The 17619-nt window shown below is 40.7% G+C and carries 20 protein-coding genes; 13 read left to right on the top strand and 7 right to left on the bottom strand.

The window, feature by feature from the left end:
* Positions 1–286: 286 nt before the first annotated feature.
* The 3 genes from BM380_RS11905 to BM380_RS11895 all read right to left on the bottom strand — a co-directional run bounded on the left by BM380_RS11905 (position 287) and on the right by BM380_RS11895 (position 3583).
* A complete protein-coding gene (locus tag BM380_RS11905) occupies positions 287–1219 on the bottom strand; it encodes a DHH family phosphoesterase (RefSeq protein WP_090494488.1) in 933 nt (310 codons plus the stop codon).
* A 132-nt stretch (positions 1220–1351) separates the two neighbouring features.
* Complete coding sequence (locus tag BM380_RS11900) at positions 1352–2800, bottom strand: dihydrolipoyl dehydrogenase (RefSeq protein ID WP_028833972.1); 1449 nt, start codon at positions 2798–2800, stop codon at positions 1352–1354.
* A gap of 54 nt (positions 2801–2854) precedes the next feature.
* Positions 2855–3583, bottom strand: coding sequence for a glutathione peroxidase (locus BM380_RS11895; protein WP_008466566.1), 729 nt, complete (start codon positions 3581–3583; stop codon positions 2855–2857).
* A 114-nt stretch (positions 3584–3697) separates the two neighbouring features.
* Between BM380_RS11895 and BM380_RS11890 the strand changes: the two genes are divergently transcribed.
* Positions 3698–4597, top strand: coding sequence for a LysR substrate-binding domain-containing protein (locus tag BM380_RS11890; protein WP_024602007.1), 900 nt, complete (start codon positions 3698–3700; stop codon positions 4595–4597).
* Between the two features lie 14 nt (positions 4598–4611).
* On the opposite strand, the gene BM380_RS11885 is transcribed toward BM380_RS11890, so the two are convergent.
* Positions 4612–5799: a flagellar assembly protein T N-terminal domain-containing protein gene (locus BM380_RS11885; RefSeq protein WP_013465600.1), complete on the bottom strand. Its 1188-nt coding sequence runs from the start codon at positions 5797–5799 to the stop codon at positions 4612–4614.
* 139 nt (positions 5800–5938) lie between these two features.
* Here BM380_RS11885 and BM380_RS11880 point away from each other — a divergent pair, with 139 nt between their 5' ends.
* On the top strand, positions 5939–6397 hold the full coding sequence (locus tag BM380_RS11880) for an LPP20 family lipoprotein (RefSeq protein ID WP_010387855.1): 459 nt from the start codon (positions 5939–5941) through the stop codon (positions 6395–6397).
* 88 nt (positions 6398–6485) lie between these two features.
* Here BM380_RS11880 and flgN read toward each other — a convergent pair whose 3' ends face one another.
* The 3 genes from flgN to flgA form a co-directional block, all read right to left on the bottom strand.
* Positions 6486–6917, bottom strand: a complete 432-nt coding sequence (gene flgN, locus BM380_RS11875) for a flagellar export chaperone FlgN (protein WP_013465599.1) — start codon at positions 6915–6917, stop codon at positions 6486–6488.
* Positions 6910–7230: a flagellar biosynthesis anti-sigma factor FlgM gene (gene flgM, locus BM380_RS11870; RefSeq protein WP_013465598.1), complete on the bottom strand. Its 321-nt coding sequence runs from the start codon at positions 7228–7230 to the stop codon at positions 6910–6912. The genes flgN and flgM overlap by 8 nt, the downstream gene beginning before the upstream one ends.
* 75 nt (positions 7231–7305) lie before the next feature.
* The gene (gene flgA, locus BM380_RS11865; protein WP_016899218.1) at positions 7306–8013 is read right to left on the bottom strand and encodes a flagellar basal body P-ring formation chaperone FlgA; all 708 of its coding nucleotides are present in this window, start codon (positions 8011–8013) and stop codon (positions 7306–7308) included.
* A gap of 138 nt (positions 8014–8151) precedes the next feature.
* Here flgA and BM380_RS11860 point away from each other — a divergent pair, with 138 nt between their 5' ends.
* The 11 genes from BM380_RS11860 to flgJ all read left to right on the top strand — a co-directional run bounded on the left by BM380_RS11860 (position 8152) and on the right by flgJ (position 17619).
* Entirely contained in the window at positions 8152–9084 is a 933-nt protein-coding gene (locus BM380_RS11860; RefSeq protein ID WP_013465596.1) for a chemotaxis protein, read from the top strand.
* A 20-nt stretch (positions 9085–9104) separates the two neighbouring features.
* Positions 9105–9935: a CheR family methyltransferase gene (locus BM380_RS11855; RefSeq protein WP_013465595.1), complete on the top strand. Its 831-nt coding sequence runs from the start codon at positions 9105–9107 to the stop codon at positions 9933–9935.
* Between the two features lie 129 nt (positions 9936–10064).
* Positions 10065–10475 carry a flagellar basal body rod protein FlgB gene (flgB, locus tag BM380_RS11850; protein ID WP_013465594.1) on the top strand — a complete coding sequence of 137 codons (411 nt, stop codon included), beginning with the start codon at positions 10065–10067 and terminating at the stop codon, positions 10473–10475.
* Positions 10476–10477: 2 nt separating this feature from the next.
* Complete coding sequence (flgC, locus tag BM380_RS11845) at positions 10478–10909, top strand: flagellar basal body rod protein FlgC (protein WP_013465593.1); 432 nt, start codon at positions 10478–10480, stop codon at positions 10907–10909.
* Positions 10910–10922: 13 nt separating this feature from the next.
* Entirely contained in the window at positions 10923–11600 is a 678-nt protein-coding gene (locus BM380_RS11840) for a flagellar hook assembly protein FlgD (RefSeq protein ID WP_013465592.1), read from the top strand.
* Positions 11601–11658: 58 nt separating this feature from the next.
* The gene (flgE, locus tag BM380_RS11835) at positions 11659–12981 is read left to right on the top strand and encodes a flagellar hook protein FlgE (protein WP_024602010.1); all 1323 of its coding nucleotides are present in this window, start codon (positions 11659–11661) and stop codon (positions 12979–12981) included.
* A gap of 133 nt (positions 12982–13114) precedes the next feature.
* Positions 13115–13858: a flagellar basal body rod protein FlgF gene (locus BM380_RS11830; RefSeq protein WP_024602011.1), complete on the top strand. Its 744-nt coding sequence runs from the start codon at positions 13115–13117 to the stop codon at positions 13856–13858.
* 21 nt (positions 13859–13879) lie between these two features.
* A complete protein-coding gene (gene flgG / locus BM380_RS11825; RefSeq protein WP_013465589.1) occupies positions 13880–14668 on the top strand; it encodes a flagellar basal-body rod protein FlgG in 789 nt (262 codons plus the stop codon).
* Between the two features lie 14 nt (positions 14669–14682).
* Positions 14683–15366 carry a flagellar basal body L-ring protein FlgH gene (gene flgH, locus BM380_RS11820; RefSeq protein WP_013465588.1) on the top strand — a complete coding sequence of 228 codons (684 nt, stop codon included), beginning with the start codon at positions 14683–14685 and terminating at the stop codon, positions 15364–15366.
* Between the two features lie 12 nt (positions 15367–15378).
* On the top strand, positions 15379–16473 hold the full coding sequence (locus BM380_RS11815) for a flagellar basal body P-ring protein FlgI (RefSeq protein WP_036953616.1): 1095 nt from the start codon (positions 15379–15381) through the stop codon (positions 16471–16473).
* A 150-nt stretch (positions 16474–16623) separates the two neighbouring features.
* Positions 16624–17619: a flagellar assembly peptidoglycan hydrolase FlgJ gene (gene flgJ, locus BM380_RS11810; RefSeq protein ID WP_008113076.1), complete on the top strand. Its 996-nt coding sequence runs from the start codon at positions 16624–16626 to the stop codon at positions 17617–17619.

The following is a 17619-nucleotide window of genomic DNA, read 5'->3' as shown; positions in this document are numbered from 1 at the left end:
CAATTAGCTAAATTAGAGACTGTACTTGATAAATGGCTTAAACAAAGTAATGAAGTAAAGTGGTGAAGAAAAAAAGGATTATCAAATCAGGGCTTCAGACATTAAAATTTTTAATTGTTCGCTTTTGCTCAAAGTAACCTACCATTAAATTCTGCATAATAAAAAAGCGAGCTATCAATTAGCCCGCTTTATAAAATACTTTGCCGAACCCCGAACCCCGAACCCCGAACCCCGAACCCCGAACCCCGAACCCCGAACCCCGAACCCCGAACCCCGAAGTTATAACTTAACCATCACTGGTAATTGTAGCAATCAGCTCACTCAGTACTTCTTCGGCTTTGCTGGTTTCTACTTGGCAAGTACCAGCATTTAAATGGCCGCCGCCGCCATATTTAAGGCATAACTCGCCCACATTGGTGTTTGAGCTACGGTTGGTGATTGATTTACCAATGGCGTACACCACGTTTTGCTTTTTAAGCCCCCACATTTTATGTATTGAGATATTACATTCGGGGAACATGGCGTAAATAACGAAGCGGTTAGTGGCGTAAATGGTTTCTTCTTCGGTTAAATTCAGTACCACTAAGTTGTCGTGAACTGCTGAGCAGCGGTCTATTTGTTCTTTAGCTTGTGCGTTGTGCTCGTGGTACAAAGCAACACGCTCGGCAACATCTTCCATTGCTAGTATTTGTTCAATACTGTGATCTTTACAGGCGTCAATTAACTTCATCATTAACTGGTAATTGGAAATTTTAAATTCGCGAAAACGGCCAAGTCCTGTGCGCGCATCCATAATAAAGTTCATCAGTACCCAGTCTGTTGGGTTTAAAATTTCGTCTTTTGAAAATTGTGCAGAATCCCCTTTATCGACCGCTTCCATCATTTCAGTTGAAATGTTTGGGAATTTTTCAGCGCCACCATAATAGTCAAAAACAACGCGTGCTGCAGAGGGCGCTTCGGGGTCAATAATGTGGTTTTTAATATCGCTTGCGTTACGAACGGTTTCGCTCAAGTGGTGATCAAACGCAATATGACACCCTGCAACATAGGGGAGGTTAGTGGTGATGTCGTTGCTGGTGATGGCTATTTTTCCGTCTTGCATATCTTTTGGGTGCACAAACAAAATGTCATCAATTAAGTCTAAATCTTTTAGTAATACGGCACACACTAGGCCATCAAAATCGCTGCGAGTGACGAGTCTATGTTTATTGTTGCTCATTGTGGGTCCATCTTTGTTTATTTATTAATCTCAGTGTAACAGCTTAACTTGTTTTTTATATACAAAAATTTAACACAAAAAAGCCAAAACAACAGTTTTGGCTTTGAGTAGCAAGTGTGTATTAGTGATGTGTTATGCGCCTGGGCCACATTCCATACAATGGTTAAGAATGTCTGGGCCAAATTTTAATTTAGCGTTTAAATCACGCAGTGCAGTGCGTAGACCTTCTTCAATAACAGGGTGATAAAAAGGCATATCTAGCATTTGTGGTACAGTCATTTTGTTTTGTACAGCCCATGCAAGTAAGTGTGCTATGTGCTCTGCTTGTGGGCCAATAAATTCAGCACCTAAAAATAAGCCGGTACCGTGCTCGGCATACACACGCATGTGCCCTTTGTTTTTTAGCATAACGCGGCTACGGCCTTGGTTTTCAAAGCTGACTTCGCCTATTTCAAAGCAGTCACAGCTTCCTAATCGTTCGCTAATTTCTTTAAAGCTTTCACCAACCATGGCTATTTGTGGGTCGCTAAACACAGCGGCAATTTTAGCTCTACGTAAACCAGCACGCACTTGAGGATAACGGCCTGCGTTTTGCCCTGCGATTGTTCCTTGATCAGATGCTTCGTGAAGCAGTGGGATCATGTTACTGGCATCACCGGCTATAAATATGTGTGAGTCGCCACATTGCATAGTATGGGCATCGGCCGTTGGTACGCCACGTTCATCGAGGTCTATGCCGGTATTTTCTAACCCTAGCTTATCGGTGTTTGGTACTCGCCCAGTTGCAGCCAGTACATAGTCAAACTGCTCAGTATGTTTAACACCTTGCTTGTCGGTATAGGTTAGCTCTGCTTTATTACCTACTTTTTTCATGTCTGATACGTTTGAGTCGGTATCAACATAAAATTCTTCTGCAAATACAGTGTTAGCGTAATCTTTAACCACGGGGTCGGTTAATGGGCCTATGGCACCACCTACGCCAAATAGTTTTACCTTTACTCCTAATCTGTGCAACGCTTGGCCAATTTCAAGGCCTATAACGCCAGGGCCAAATACGGCTACTGATTCTGGTAAATCATCCCAGTCGAATACATCGTCATTTATAATCAGTCGGTCGCCAAAGTTATTAAATACGCCTGGGTAAGAAGGGCGTGAACCCGTTGCAATTACAAAACGTTTGGCAGTAATAATGGTGTGGTCGTCTATTTGTACGCGGTTGGCGTCTAAAAATTGTGCATAGCCACGAATTTTATCTTCGCTAGGTATTTCATCTACCGCTTCTACTACGAATCCTGCAAAGCGATCGCGCTCACTTTTTACTCGTGCCATAACGGCTTTACCGTCAATAACCGGTTTTGAGCTGTGAACACCAAAGGCAGGGGCCATTTCTATTGAATGGGCGGCTTCTGCTGCGGCAATCAATAATTTACTTGGCATGCAACCAACACGTGCGCAGGTTGTACCGTATGGGCCAGATTCAATCATAAGTACGTTTTGAGTAAATTGTTTAGCATTACGATAGGCACTTAAACCAGCGGTACCTGCACCTATAACAACAACGTCGGTTTGCAATTCTTTCATAGTGTTTTTCCTTTAGTAAACAGGGGCGTTGCAGCCCCTGTTTTATTTACTTAATTAAGCAAAGTATTTTTCTAGGTCGTCTGAGCCACCAATGTGCTTACCGCCAATAAATACTTGTGGTACGGTTTCACGGCCCGATACAGCTTTAAGGCTGGTAAGTGATGCGCCAGCGCCCATTACGATTTCTTCAAATGCAAAGCCTTTAGCTGTAAGTAGCTCTTTTGCTTTTTTACAGAAAGGACAGCCAGGCTTAGTAAATAGAGTAACTGCTTCTGGTTTTACTTGAGTTGGGTTGATGTAATCAAGCATAGTGTCAGCGTCTGATACTTCAAATGGGTCGCCTGGTAAATCTGGCTCAATAAACATTTTCTCTACTACGCCATCTTTAACCAGCATAGAGTATCTCCAGCTGCGCTTGCCAAAACCTAAATCGTTTTTATCAACTAACATGCCCATGCCGTCGGTAAATTCACCGTTACCATCTGGTAGTAAGGTAATGTTTTGCGCCTCTTGATGTTCAGCCCATGCGTTCATTACAAACGTATCGTTTACTGATACACAAACAATGTCATCAACGCCATTTTGCTTAAGTACGCCAGCTAGTTCGTTATAGCGTGGTAAGTGCGTTGATGAACACGTAGGTGTAAATGCACCTGGTAGTGAAAATACAACAACCGTTTTACCTTTAAAAATGTCGTCTGTAGTTACTGATTTCCATTCGTCGTTTTGACGCGTTGCGAATGTTACGTTTGGGATTGTTTGACCTTCAATATTGTTTAACATGTTTTTTAGTTCCTCTTGATTTGTTGATAGCCATTATGGCGAGTATTTAAATATAGTTCCAATCGTTTGTTTGTATTAAACTGATAGATGTAAACTATCAGGTTGAGTGTGAATATGAACTTAAAAGATTTAGAGTATGTCAAAGCGGTTGCCCACTATAAGCATTTTCGTAAAGCGGCCGATGCCTGTTTTGTAAGCCAGCCTACTTTAAGCGGGCAAATTAAAAAGCTTGAGCAAGAATTGGGTGTTATTATTTTTGATCGCTCTACCAAGCACGTTACCTTAACTGCCAAAGGTGAACGTTTATTGACACAAATAGCTGTCGTTTTAGAGCAAACACAAATATTAAAAGAGCTGGCAGCAACATCTAATGAACCACTACAGGGTAAGCTTACCATTGGTATTATTCCAACGATTGCGCCTTATTTATTACCCACGCTACTAACATCAATGAAAGCAGCGTTTATAAATAGCCAGTTTTCGTTTACTGAAATGCAAACAACCACTATTTTAGCTGCGCTAGAAAGTGGTGAAGTCGACTTTGCAATTTTAGCGGATGTACCTGAACTTAAAAGTTACCATACCATTGATTTATATAAAGAAGACTTTTTAGTTGCCGTATCAAGCGATAACGCATTGTGTAAGCATAAAAAAGTGGCACTGCAAGACCTGCAAGGTTGCAACCTACTAATGTTAAGTGATGGCCATTGCTTTAAAGATCAAGCCCAGCAGTTTTGTTTTTCGGCAGGGGTCGATGTTTCCAGCCAGTATCAAGGAAATAGCCTTGAGACTTTATTAGCGCTGGTGGCGATGGATGATGGAATTACATTTGTGCCAAAACTTGCAGCAATACCACGAGTGGGTATTCATTATTTGCCTATTTTTCCTAATCAACAACGTAATATTGTATTTGCATGTAGAAAGCATTACCCGCACTTATCTGGGGTTGAGCAATTGGCTCAGTGGTTAAGCGCCCACTCTAATTTAAGGGCTAAACTAAGCGAGGCGCTTTAGCATTTGACATGCGGCTATTGCTCGGCAATTTCTACAATGTCATTAATTTGTACGCCCGGCAAAGGCTGATCATTAATACTAACGGCAATAGCGCTGTGCTGATAAAGCTGTTCAATTCGTATACGGTTAAGTGTAGTGATGGTATGCGGCATAGTGTTGCCTTGTGCGTCGGTTAAATAATTATGATGGGCAATACTCAGTTGTTGGCCTTTTTCTAAGCCATGAGCCTTACCTAAATTAATCACTAATTTATTGTTTTCCATATGCATTATTTTACCTTGAGTAGGTAGACAGGCCATGGCAGCTTGTAGGTCGTAACTTAAGGTTTGGTTTATATCACTAATGCTTTGGCCAAAAGGTGATTGCCAAAACCGATTACTATTTACATCAATAATGGCTGTTTTTTCAAATGGCCAAATTGCTTGGCTTTGATAGCTATTTTGCCATAAAGGCTCATAAGTGGTGCCATTAAATAAGCTAAACTCTATTTGGTAGTGGCGCTGATAGCTTTCATCTTGCCAAAATGCATAGTCGCTATTGAGTTTATCGCTGGTAGATAAACTGGTTATTTGACTTAACAGCACATATTGCGCGTTGCTGCGTGATGAAATTTCTTCTAACTGACTGTTTGAATAGTCATGCTGTTGATTAAAGTAGGTATCAACCTTTATAGCTTTGTTGAAATAGGCAACGGGTATTGCACTCATTTTGGATTTTTGCAACGAGGTATAAATGTTTTTACTGACTGCTTTGTTAATGTCAAATATTTGACCCATTCTCGCTTGTTCACGATTTGTTAATTGGCTTTGCGTGACAGCTATAAACTTATTAAAGTTACTTTGTGGACATTGCTCTGTTTGCGCAAAGATATCTAAGCGTAAGGTAATTGCAAACTCATCACTACTGCGGTTTTCACTGACAAGCTCTATTTTTTGAATTTCGCCTTGGCTACTTATTTTTAGCTGATCTTGGGTTAAAACACCATCAACAAGCGTTTGCACCGAGCTCACCCGCGCACCAGAGAATACAAGGGCTTGGGTAATCGCATCTTTTATTGCAGCGGCCTTTGCACCGGGAATGTCGCTATTTTGAATAACCGCATGGCCTGTAGACTCATACCACTGAGCGTGAGTAAAAGGTGAAAACGTTAATACAGCAGTGGTGCTTAATCCTGCCAATACTGCTTTTAAAAACGACTTCATACTCTTACTCCAATTAAACGTTAGCGTTAATGAGTCTCAGCAAGTAATGTACCACTATTATTTGTTGTTACAGAATATAGGTATCACTGGCATTAAACGTGCATAACTGAGTTTAATTAGTTTTTAAAGGCCCTGTATGATGCGAGTAATGCCATTAATGATCACATTAGGCTGCTTAACGTTAAGCGGTTGTAGCAATATATTTGATAAGCACGTTGAATATAAATATGTTGAGCCAAATAATTACCCTGTATTAAAAGCAATAGGGTACGCGCCTATTAGTTTGCAGTCGGGAAGTAATGACACTCAAAAACAGCTTATGGCAATTAAAGCCTCCAAGCTAGAGGCATACCGCGAACTAACGGAACAAGTGTACGGGCAAAAAATTACCGCAGGCACAACCGTCGCAGGCTCTGTTGCCCAAGATGATTATTTACAGAGTAAAGTGCAAGGTATTATAAAAGGCGCGCAAATTATAAAAACTTATGCTGTTAATGATATGTATATTACTGAGCTTGAGCTTAATATGAAGCGCGTACACGACTTGTACATCGGTGAGATAAAACCACGGGAAGTGAAAAAGGTCACTTATTACTAAGTGACAAGTTATTACTAACCGACAAATTATTAATCATAAAAAAACGCCTAAACGAATAATCGTTTAGGCGTTTTTTTATGAGTATTCTTTAGGCTTTTAGGTTACGCACAATGCTGTTGTCAGTATTAACTACGCTACCGGCTTGATCGTAGGTCATAGACGAAGGTGCGCCAATTAAAATACCCTTTAATTGCTTTACACTTAACTGCGCTTGATGCGCTGCGTGAGCGTTAACTTCATTTTGTTTTTGACACTGCTCAAGCTTTTCTCGAGTTAGCTTTATTAAGTCAGCGTTTTCATCTGTTTGCTGATCATTACTGGCAATCAGTTTGCTGAGTTCTTTATCAAGGGTACTTATACTGGTTAAAAAAGACATTTTTTGTTGGGCAATTTCTTTTAAACCTTCACCTCTTCGAGATGCAATCGCAGTAAGCTCCTGAGTGAGTAACTCGCTCAGTTTTGTTAAGCAAGTAATTTGCTCATTTAGTTTAATTGTAATTAAACTATTGTGATCAGCCATAAACGTTAAACTCAAAGTCTGCTAAGTTTTTGGCAAGCTTCTCACTGTCGATTTGATAATTACCTTCAGTAATCGCTTTTTTAAGCTCAGCAACTTTGTTGCTATCAAAACCAGAAGACTGCTGCGCTTTCTCTTGTAACGATTTTAATTGCTTAGCTTGCGGTGTTAAGCTCACCGAATCGCTGGCAGCTTTAGGTGAAGGCGTTTGTGCCGCCTGTGTATTTGCATTATCTCTTTTTAAATCAACTTTTTGCTGTTGAGTGTTTGTTAAAACACTCGGTTGTTGATTTGATTTATTTACTTGACCGACCATAATAAAAATCCGTATATTGCCCAACTGATGCCTTTATATCGGCATATATTAAAGATACTTTAGCATAAATTTATATTAAATATTTACTTGCACAGACTCTACACCATCTACACGCGCATTTAAAACTTTACCTGTCTTTTTGTTTTCTACTCTTACTTGCTCGCCCAAGGTGCCATCCTCTAATGCAATACCCGTCGTTTTTACTCTTAACCCTTTGATATTAGCATAAATTGTAACAGAATCACCTTTGCACACCATACATATTTGATTAAGTAAAACGGGCATTCCTTCACGGATGTTGCGTTTGCTACGACTACCAATAAGAGCCGTTGGATCTTCAAGGTACTGCGCTCTGATAAAGTGTGCAGGGCGCATATCAATACTTAAATGGGATGGAGTAATCACTTCACCTCGTGCTAAATTGGTAGTCGCAACTACAACAGGTGCTGATTCAGTGATTCTGACATGAACGTACTGTGCCCAGTTGTCACTATCGTTACATTTTATTTGAATAGTGACTTGGCGATTAAAGGGAGGCTCACTTGGCGTTATTAGCTCAGGCTCAGAATTACATTGGCGATCGGGAATGCGGCTATCTAGCGGTAATGCGCTAAACTGTATTTTGTTATCATTTGTAGTCACTGCTTTTTGAGCAACATAAGATACAGCCATTTCTTGCAATAACTCTTTACTAAATACTTGTGCCTTTAGTGGCAAAGCGAAGCAGAGGCTAGCAAGAAAATAAAAAACACTGTATCTTCTGGTTTTTTTTAACAAACTCATAATGTTTCGACTATGCTTATGGTTGCAAACAGGGTATAAATATTTTGCGTCAGAATTTAGACGCCCCCGTTGTGTTATGACGCTTTATTAATTGAAAGCAATTATCGTTCCTTATATTTGTTTTCTTAGGAGATTTAAATGGCCGGCATTTTAGACTCAGTAAACCAACGTACACAGTTGGTTGGGCAAAACCGCTTGGAATTATTGTTATTTAAGCTTAATGGGCGTCAGCGCTTTGGTATTAATGTGTTCAAGGTAAGAGAAGTTCTTCAATGCCCTCCATTGACTAGCATGCCGAAATCTAACACTTATATCCGTGGCGTAGCACATATTCGTGGGCAAACTATTTCGGTGATTGATTTATCTATGGCCGTAGGCGGGCGCCCAATAAAAAGCATCGAAGATGGCTTTATAATAATTGCTGAGTATAACCGTACAGTGCAAGGATTCTTAGTAGGTGGTGTTGAACGTATAGTTAACATGAACTGGGAAAAAATAATGCCACCGCCGTCAGGAGCGGGTCGTTATTCTTATTTAACAGCCGTCACTGAAATTGAAAATGAGCTCGTTGAGATACTCGACGTAGAAAAAATCTTAAACGAAATCTGCCCAGTTAATACTACCGTGAGCGATGATGTTGCCTCGCAAGGTAATATACAAAAAGATTTAGGCGAGAGAATAGTATTTATTGCTGATGATTCGGCTGTTGCGCGAAATCAAGTAAAACGAGCATTGGAACCATTAGGTGTAACAACTGAGTTGGCTAAAAATGGTAAAGAAGCTTTAATAAGATTAAAAGAAATTGCAGAGCTCGATTGCGTAAATGATATTACAGAGCGAGTAGGGCTACTCATTTCTGATGTAGAAATGCCAGAAATGGATGGTTACACGCTGACTGCAGAAATCAAAGCTAATCCTAAACTTGCGCCACTGCATGTGATTTTACACACATCATTGAGTGGTGTTTTCAATCAAGCGATGATTGAAAAAGTAGGGGCAGATGATTTTATTGCAAAATTTAACCCAGACGAGCTTGCAACAGCCGTTAATAAATGGGTTCATCGTGATTAATAAACATAGGTGTTATTGATTTGACTAATAAAGATTTGCAGCAAAACGAATACGATCAATTTCGCTTATTTTTAGAACAACAGTGCGGTATTGTTTTAGGTGAAAATAAGCAGTATTTGGTAAAGAGCCGTTTGGCACCATTAATGTCTCGATTTAATGTTGAATCGTTGTCTGAATTGGTAAGTAAAACTCTCGGTGTGCATGAGCGCCAGTTGCGCGCAGCCGTTGTTGATGCCATGACAACCAATGAGACATTATGGTTTAGAGATCAGTATCCGTTTGAGTTACTTAAAACCAGATTATTCCCTGAGTTTAAAACGTTAAATAGGCCATTAAAAATATGGTCTGCGGCGAGCTCATCAGGACAAGAACCCTACTCAATAGCGATGTCGGTTGCTGAGTTTCAATCCAGCAGCCCTGGTGTTTTAAAAATGGGTGCACAAATAATTGGTACAGATATATCAAATACCATGCTTGATATGTGTAAACATGCTGAATATGATGCATTGGCATTGGCTCGCGGACTCTCTGCTGAACGTCGTAAAAAGTTTTTTAAAGACAGCGGCAATGGTATGGCACAAGTGGTTGATTCATTGAAAAAGCAAGTGAGCTTTAGGCATTTAAATTTGCTCGATTCGTACGCTTTAATGGGTAAGTTCGATATTATATTTTGCCGTAATGTTTTAATTTACTTTTCACCTGAGGTGAAAGCCAAAATAATTGCACAATTCTCTCAAGCACTTAACCCTAAGGGGTATTTATTTTTAGGTGCGTCGGAGTCTATGTCTGGTTTAAGTACTGACTTTGATATGGTGCGTTGTAACCCTGGTATCATTTATCAAAAGAAATGACCTTCATTAATATATTATCCCTCCTCTAAACGACGCCTATTGCGTCGTTTTTTGTTTTTATCATCACTATTTTCACTGCTGGCTCATTTATTGCTTTATCGGTACTGAGTCAATTTTTTGGAGGTAGTTATGGCTATCAGTTTTGATAAAGCATTAGGCGTGCATCCGCATGCGATGTTGATCCGTTCGCAAAGAGCAGAAATGCTCGCTACTAATATCGCAAATGCTGATACGCCCGGCTATAAAGCAAAAGATATCGACTTTGCCTCAGCATTAAAAACGGCAAAGTCCAACCAACTAAGCGGCAATACCATGGTAAGAACCAATGAAAAACACATTGCCGGTGGTACCCGTAGTGTAGGTAGTAATGAACTATTTCGTACGCCAAATCAAACAGATACAGGTGATGGTAACTCTGTTGATATACAAGTGGAACGGAACTTGTATACACAGAATGCTATGGAGTATCAGGCCAGTGTCCAGTTTCTTAATGGTAAATTTAAAGGCCTGAAAAAAGCCCTCGGTAGTCAAGGAGCCTAATTATGAGTTTATATAATGTGTTTGATATTGCTGGTTCTGGTATGAGCGCGCAAAACGTGCGATTAAATACCACGGCAAGTAATATCTCTAATGCCAATACAATTAGCTCTTCACAAAATGAGACGTACCGAGCGCGACAACCTGTATTTGCTGCGGAGCTAACAAAAGCGTCAGCGTCAGCAAGCAACCCACAGGGCTCTGCCGTTGGTGTAAAAGTGTTAGGAGTGGTTGAAAGTAATAAACCACTACAAATCGAATATAACCCAAATCACCCGAGTGCGGATGAAAATGGATATATTTACAAACCCAACGTGAATGTTGTTGAGGAGATGGCAAATATGATTTCTGCTTCTCGCTCTTATCAGACAAATGTTCAAGTTGCTGATGCAGCTAAGCAAATGTTAAGTAAAACACTGCTGTTAGGTCAGCGGTAACTGAGGGTAGCTCATGAGTAACGATATTAGTACTTCTTCATCCTACATGGACTCTTTACGTTGGCAAGATAAGCAAGTGCCAAAAAAAGAAGAGAGTGATGCGTTAACCCAAGAAGATTTCTTTTCGTTGTTAACACAGCAGTTGTCATATCAAGATCCCAGCAAACCAGCTGATAACGATCAGATGATTGCACAAATGACAAACTTTACCATGGCTGAAGGGATCTCAAATTTAAACTCTAACTTTGAGTCTTTAGCTGCGTCGATGACATCAAATTCAGCATTGCAAGCATCAACATTGGTTGGTAAGCAAGCGCTGCTGGAGTCTGACACACTTGAGCTTAATGAGTCGGGTGAGGTAAAGGGAGCGATTGTTGCTGAAAAGCCGGTAGACAATTTAACGCTTCGTATTGAAGATGCATCAGGGCAATTAGTTAAAACTATTGATTTAGGCACGCAGCCTGCAGGTGCTGTTCGCTTTGCATGGGATGGTAAAAACGAAGCGGGTGAACGACTTCCTCCTGGTGAATACAATGTTAAAGCTGAAGGCAGTACGGATGGCGAATTCTCTAGCTTACCAATTGCCTCATTCAAAAATATTGAGAGTGTTAATATTAATGGCTCAAGCGGCATTATTATTAATACCAAAGAAGGTGCGGTTAGGCTGACTGATGTCGCAGAAATCGCGTAATAGATTTTATGTATTTTTTAGCCAATAGGCTAAATATTTTTTAGGTTAGAGGTTAATTATGAGCTTCAATATTGCATTAACAGGCCTTGCTGCCGCACAAAAAGATTTAGATGTTACCGCCAATAATATTGCCAACGTAAATACCACGGGCTTTAAAGAGTCTCGCGCTGAATTTGCTGATGTATACGCATCATCAGTATTTAGCGCCGGTAAAACGAAAAATGGTGATGGTGTACAAACCACTATGGTTGCCCAGCAGTTTCATCAGGGCTCGCTGCAGTTTACTAATAATTCACTGGATTTAGCGATCACAGGTGAGGGGTATTTTGCTACCAGTCAAGACTTAGGCGCACAAGACTTTACCTACACGCGTGCGGGTGCATTTAAGCTTAATAAAGATAACTTTGTTGTAGATGCTAAAGGTAATTTTTTACAAAGCTTCCCAGTTGATGAAGTTAGTGGTGATACGACCTCTGTAAGTCTTAGTACTTCATCTGCTTTACAAATACCAGATTCTTCGGGCTCTCCGCGCTCTACTTCAAACGTTTATACATCATTTAACGTCGATTCTCGAGAAGATGTAATAGCTGTCCCTTTTGATGCAACAGACAGTACTACTTATAACTCTTCGACATCGACCACAATGTATGACTCACTTGGTGAGCCACATGTTCTACAATTCTTTTTTGTAAAAACAGCGCCTAATGAATGGCAAGTACATGGTACGCTTGATAAAACTCCCTTTGATGCAACTGGTGCCGCGACAGCAACACCAAGCCCGCTAAGTACCTTTGGGTTTGATGCTAGCGGTTTGCCTGCAACGACTAATGGTGCTCCAAATGTTGGTCCAACCTTTACTGATGTTAATTTAACCGGAGCTAATTTATCGGGTATTTTATCTAATGGCGCCCAATTTGATGATATTGCGATTAATTGGCGCGATGAGGCCGGTACTGCAAATAGAACGCCTACTCAATATGCGAGTCGCTTTGAGGTGAAAGCACTAGAGCAAGATGGTGCGACAGTAGGTCGCTTAGCGGGTATTGATATTGGTACAGATGGCAAAGTTGTTGCATCTTACAGTAATGGTGATTCAACTTACTTAGGTCAAGTTGCCATGGTGCGCTTTTCAAACTCACAAGGTTTGCAGCAAGTAGGTGACACTTCATGGAAAAAAAGTTTGACCTCGGGGGAACCAATTGCGGGTGAGCCAGGTTCAGGCACACTAGGCAACATTAATTCGTCAGCTCTTGAGCAGTCTAACGTAAACTTAACCAATGAGCTGGTTGATTTGATTAGTGCGCAGCGTAACTTCCAAGCAAACTCTCGTGCGCTTGAGGTTAACTCAACTATTCAACAGAACATCCTTCAGATCAGATAATCATATTTTGATTTACTAAGGCTGCTTAGTGCAGCCTTTTTTATTCCTCTCCTAAAATCTTATTCACACTTAAATTTAATTTGGCACTTATATTGCATTTACTCATACATAGATTTCTTAATGAGTCGATGTTATGGATAAAATGGTCTACATAGCGGCATCTGGCGCTAAACAAAGCATGCAAGGGCTTGCTCTTAAAGCCAATAATTTGGCAAATGCGAATACCACTGGGTTTAAATCTGATTTTGCGCAAGCACGGTCAATGCAGGCTTTCGGTGAAGGTTTGCCGACTCGTGTTTTTGCTATGCAGGAGCGCCCAGGATCAAACATGACATCGGGCGGTGTTGTTGAAACAGGTCGCAGCCTTGATATTGCTATGAGTGATAACGCATGGCTGAGTGTTCAGGATGCCTCTGGTAATGAAGCCTATACAAAAGTGGGTTCGTTAAATATAACGGCTGAAGGAATGTTGACTACCAGCGACGGTCGTCAAGTTATTGGCGAAGGTGGGCCAGTCATATTACCTGTACCGATTGAAAAAATTGAATTTAGCAAAGATGGCACTATTCAAGTTCGCCCTCAAGGTGCACCGGCTAACTTTTTAGAAGAAGTTGATCGGCTAAAAGTAGTTGATGCAAACAACGCTACACTCGAGAAGGGTAACGATGGCTTATTTAGAGCTAAACCAGGCCAAATAGTTGAAACATCAGCCAATGTACAAGTATTAGGCGGCACATTAGAAAAATCGAATGTAAATCCTGTGCATGAAATGGTCGATATGATCAGTCATCAACGCCAATTTGAATTACAAGTAAAACTGATGAAAACAGCTGAAGAGATTGATCAACGTCAAGAACAGCTGATGCGCATCGTTTAACTATAACGTGAGGATATTATTATGAATCCAGCATTATGGATAAGTAAAACAGGGCTTGACGCTCAACAAACAGATATATCGGTTATATCAAATAACTTAGCGAATGCCAGTACAGTGGGTTACAAAAAAAGCCGCGCTATTTTTGAAGACTTACTCTACCAAAATATTAATCAACCAGGCGGTCGCTCATCGCAAGACACCGAAATGCCGTCAGGCTTAATGTTGGGCGCGGGTACGAAAGTGGTCGCTAATCAGAAAAACTTTTCCCAAGGTAACATGCTCACCACTGAAAATTCATTAGATTGGATGATTTCTGGTCCTGGATTTTTTGAGGTTTTACAGCCTGATGGCAATATTGCCTATTCGCGTAACGGTCAGTTTACCACCGACGGTGAGGGGCGAGTTGTAACTTCGGGTGCCGGTTACGTTGTTCAGCCTGAAATGAATGTGCCTGATGATGCACAGTCAATCACCGTATCTCAAGATGGTGAAGTGTCAGTTCGCATTAAAGGTCAAGCCGAAAACGTGGTTATTGGTCAAATTACTATTAGTGATTTTATCAATCCGTCGGGCCTTGAGCCTATAGGGCAAAACCTTTATACCGAAACTGCAGTAAGTGGTGCACCTGTTCAAGGTAACCCGGGGGTTGAGGGCTTAGGTACAATTATTCAAGGTTCACTTGAAACATCAAATGTAAATGTGACCGAAGAGTTGGTTAATTTGATTGAAACTCAGCGAGTTTACGAAATGAACTCAAAGGTAATTTCAGCGGTTGATGAAATGATGAGCTACATCAATCAACAATTATAGTCTTGGGGGATTGTATGCGTAATATCATGTTATTTGCAGTAGGGACTTTACTGTTAAGCGGTTGTGTATCTACACAAAATAATGAAGTAGTGCAGGACGATCCCTACTATGCACCTATGTATCCTGAGCCTAATATGGAGCCAGTGGTAGCAACTGGCTCTTTATTCAGTACTCAGTTATCGAATGACTTATATGCCGATAAGAAAGCACTTAGAACAGGCGATATCATTACGGTTAAATTGCAAGAGTCAACCCAAGCCACAAAAGCGGCTAAAACAGAAACAGATAAACAAACAGATGCTAGCCTCGATCCTGTTATTGGTTTAGGTGGTTTACCGGTTAATATTGGTGGCGATAGTATTCAATTTGGGGTTGGTAGTGATGCGTCGTTTAAAGGTGACTCAAAATCAAATCAATCAAACAGCCTAGTTGGCGATATTTCGGTTAACGTGATGCGAGTATTACCAAATGGTAATTTAGTGATTCGCGGTGAAAAATGGCTAACGCTAAATACCGGTGAAGAATTTATTCGCTTAGAGGGGTTAGTGCGTCCGCAAGATGTCAATGCCGATAATACTGTTGAGTCTAATCGAATTGCGAATGCACGTATTCAGTATTCAGGTAAGGGTCAAACTCAAGAGGCACAAAGCCCGGGTTGGTTAACGCGTTTCTTTAGTAGCTCATTGTTTCCCTTTTAGAGGACATTCGACATGAATGGTTTTAAAGTTTTTTGTTTTATGGTGCTACTAGGCTGGCAATTTACTGCCAGTGCTGAGCGAATTAAAGATGTATCTATGGTTGAAGGGGTGCGCTCAAACCAATTAGTGGGCTATGGCTTAGTTGTTGGTTTACCGGGTACCGGTGAGCAAAGCCGTTTTACCGAACAAAGCTTCAAAGGCATGCTCAATAGTTTTGGTATTACGTTACCTTCTAGTTTAAAGCCAAAAATTAAAAATGTTGCAGCGGTTGCTGTTCATGCTGAACTCCCTCCATTTAGAAAGCCAGGGCAAACCATAGATATAACCGTGTCATCAATTGGCAGTGCAGGCAGCCTGCGCGGTGGTACATTATTACAAACATTCCTAAAAGGGGTTGATGGTAATGTTTACGCCATCGCTCAAGGCAGTTTAATTGTAGGTGGCTTAGGCGCTGAAGGCCTTGATGGTAGTCGCGTTGTGATTAATACGCCAACGGTAGGACGCGTACCAAATGGTGCCACGGTTGAACGTGCTGTTAAAAGCCCATTTATGCAAAACGACTATATTACCTTTAATTTAAACCGCCCTGATTTTACTACTGCTAAACGTTTAGAGAAAACCATAAATGATTTAATCGGCCCAAATAGCGCTCAAGCACTCGATGCAGCTTCTATTCGCGTTATTGCACCTCGTGATGCCTCGCAACGTGTATCGTATTTATCAACTCTTGAAAACTTAGAGTTTAAGCCTGCGGATACTTCGGCAAAAATAATTGTTAACTCACGTACCGGCACTATAGTTATTGGAAAAAATGTAAAATTACAACCTGCGGCAATTACACATGGTGGCCTTACTGTGACCATTGCTGAGCAACAAAATGTGGCGCAGCCAAATCCTCTAGCTGAGGGGGAAACAGTGGTTACCCAACAAAGTATTATTGACGTTAATCAAGATGATTCACGTGCTTTTGTATTTGACCCAGGTGTAAGCCTTGATGATTTAGTTCGTGCTATTAATGAAGTTGGCGCTGCCCCTGGCGATTTAATGGCGATTCTTGAAGCACTTAAAGAAGCCGGTGCAATTAACGGTCAGCTTGTTGTAATTTAGTTTTATAAGACTCTAAGCCCTAGGGCCTAGGGTCTTTAACCCTTAACCTTTCATCCTTAACCTTTCATCCTTAACCTTTCATCGCTACTCTTCTTTTGGCTCAATTATTGCATTTAACTAGGTATTATTAATTATTGTGTCAAAAAGCTGATGGAAACAAATCATCTAGATAAGCAAAACTTTTTTGATTTAGGCAACTTAGACTCTTTGCGTCGAGATGCTTTAAACAGCGGTGATGCATCAACCGATGCATCTAAAGCGGCGTTAAAAAAAGCGGCGGCACAATTTGAAGCTATCTTCACCCAAATGCTACTGAAAAGTATGCGTAAAGCCAATGAGGCTTTTGAAGACAAAGAAAGCCCATTTAATGCAAGTGGCGTGAAGTTTTTTGAAGAAATGCACGACCAACAGATGGCTACAGAGCTTTCATCAAATGGCTCTTTAGGTCTTGCAGATTTAATTGTGCAGCAACTATCGCCAGATGGAAAAAACTTTATGCCAGGCTCTGTTCTTCGTACAACGTCAGATTTCTTTAGTGACCAACGTGCGGGTAGCACCTTACCTCATCAAGAAAACCAAAAGGTCACTGAAAAAGTGCCGCTCGTTGATTCAACTGAAAAAAGCGAACAAAACATAGCGTCTGGCACATTTGAAAATGCTGAGGAATTTGTAAGCACCGTATGGGAACACGCAAAAACAGCGGCTAAGAAAATTGGTTTAAATCCGGCGGTTATGGTTGCGCAAGCAGCATTAGAGACTGGTTGGGGTAAACATATTATCAGTAAAGGTGATGGCAATAGCTCAAATAATTTATTCAATATAAAGTCAGATAAAAGTTGGCAGGGCGAAAAAGCCAGTAAGGTCACTTTAGAGTTTGAGCAAGGCGCTGCAGTTAAAAAGCAAGCAAGCTTTAGAGCGTATGACTCAATAAAAGATAGCGTGAATGATTTTGTGGATTTTTTAACACAGAACCCTCGCTATCAAGATGCATTAAACAATACAGCAAAGCCGCACAAATTTTTAGACTCTTTACAGCAAGCCGGTTATGCAACCGACCCTAACTATGCAGACAAAATAAAAAGAGTGCTTAACAGTAACGAGTTAAAGAATATCGCCACAAGCGTTATCCGCCAAGGAGTAGAGTAA

It is taken from the genome of Pseudoalteromonas sp. DSM 26666 (genome assembly GCF_900116475.1).
GTDB lineage: Bacteria > Pseudomonadota > Gammaproteobacteria > Enterobacterales > Alteromonadaceae > Pseudoalteromonas > Pseudoalteromonas tetraodonis.
The sequence above is the reverse complement of the archived record's forward strand: the minus strand, read 5'-3'. Positions and strand labels throughout refer to the sequence as shown.

Coding starts and splice junctions, on each gene's coding strand:
- BM380_RS11905 (WP_090494488.1), bottom strand. CDS start 1,219: ATGAGCAACAATAAACATAGACTCGTCACTCGCAGCGATTTTGATGGC.
- BM380_RS11890 (WP_024602007.1), top strand. CDS start 3,698: ATGAACTTAAAAGATTTAGAGTATGTCAAAGCGGTTGCCCACTATAAG.
- flgA (WP_016899218.1), bottom strand. CDS start 8,013: ATGAGTTTGTTAAAAAAAACCAGAAGATACAGTGTTTTTTATTTTCTT.
- BM380_RS11860 (WP_013465596.1), top strand. CDS start 8,152: ATGGCCGGCATTTTAGACTCAGTAAACCAACGTACACAGTTGGTTGGG.
- flgC (WP_013465593.1), top strand. CDS start 10,478: ATGAGTTTATATAATGTGTTTGATATTGCTGGTTCTGGTATGAGCGCG.
- BM380_RS11815 (WP_036953616.1), top strand. CDS start 15,379: ATGAATGGTTTTAAAGTTTTTTGTTTTATGGTGCTACTAGGCTGGCAA.
- BM380_RS11895 (WP_008466566.1), bottom strand. CDS start 3,583: ATGTTAAACAATATTGAAGGTCAAACAATCCCAAACGTAACATTCGCA.
- flgB (WP_013465594.1), top strand. CDS start 10,065: ATGGCTATCAGTTTTGATAAAGCATTAGGCGTGCATCCGCATGCGATG.
- flgE (WP_024602010.1), top strand. CDS start 11,659: ATGAGCTTCAATATTGCATTAACAGGCCTTGCTGCCGCACAAAAAGAT.
- BM380_RS11885 (WP_013465600.1), bottom strand. CDS start 5,799: ATGAAGTCGTTTTTAAAAGCAGTATTGGCAGGATTAAGCACCACTGCT.
- flgG (WP_013465589.1), top strand. CDS start 13,880: ATGAATCCAGCATTATGGATAAGTAAAACAGGGCTTGACGCTCAACAA.
- BM380_RS11900 (WP_028833972.1), bottom strand. CDS start 2,800: ATGAAAGAATTGCAAACCGACGTTGTTGTTATAGGTGCAGGTACCGCT.
- flgN (WP_013465599.1), bottom strand. CDS start 6,917: ATGGCTGATCACAATAGTTTAATTACAATTAAACTAAATGAGCAAATT.
- flgH (WP_013465588.1), top strand. CDS start 14,683: ATGCGTAATATCATGTTATTTGCAGTAGGGACTTTACTGTTAAGCGGT.
- BM380_RS11880 (WP_010387855.1), top strand. CDS start 5,939: ATGCGAGTAATGCCATTAATGATCACATTAGGCTGCTTAACGTTAAGC.
- BM380_RS11840 (WP_013465592.1), top strand. CDS start 10,923: ATGAGTAACGATATTAGTACTTCTTCATCCTACATGGACTCTTTACGT.
- BM380_RS11830 (WP_024602011.1), top strand. CDS start 13,115: ATGGATAAAATGGTCTACATAGCGGCATCTGGCGCTAAACAAAGCATG.
- flgM (WP_013465598.1), bottom strand. CDS start 7,230: ATGGTCGGTCAAGTAAATAAATCAAATCAACAACCGAGTGTTTTAACA.
- flgJ (WP_008113076.1), top strand. CDS start 16,624: ATGGAAACAAATCATCTAGATAAGCAAAACTTTTTTGATTTAGGCAAC.